Here is a 387-nt window from a genome sequence, read left to right on the forward strand (position 1 = left end):
ACGTTCAGCGCCGCCAGTTGCGGGTAGACGCCGACAAAGGCGGCAGGGATGATCGCGAAGTACTTGGCGACGTCGTTGGCGATCGAGAAGGTGGTCAGCGCGCCGCGCGTCATCAGCAGTTGCTTGCCGATCTCGACGATCTCGAGCAGCTTGGTCGGGTTCGAGTCGAGGTCGACCATGTTGCCGGCCTCCTTGGCCGCCTGGGTGCCCGAGTTCATAGCCACGGCGACGTCGGCCTGGGCCAGCGCCGGCGCGTCGTTGGTGCCGTCCCCGGTCATCGCGACCATCCTGCCTGCGGCCTGGTGGCTGCGGATCAGGGCCAGCTTGTCCTCGGGCGTGGCGTCGGCCAGGAAGTCGTCCACCCCGGCCTCGGCCGCGATCGCGGCG

Annotated in this window: 1 protein-coding gene; it reads right to left on the reverse strand. The window is 69.0% G+C overall.

Translation table 11 applies throughout. The annotated features are described in order from the left end of the window. A partial coding sequence (locus KVT32_RS28995; protein WP_217619302.1) for an HAD-IC family P-type ATPase occupies positions 1–387 on the reverse strand: 387 nt, incomplete at both ends.

It is taken from the genome of Achromobacter sp. GbtcB20 (assembly GCF_019091095.1).
Taxonomy (GTDB): domain Bacteria; phylum Pseudomonadota; class Gammaproteobacteria; order Burkholderiales; family Burkholderiaceae_B; genus Achromobacter; species Achromobacter mucicolens.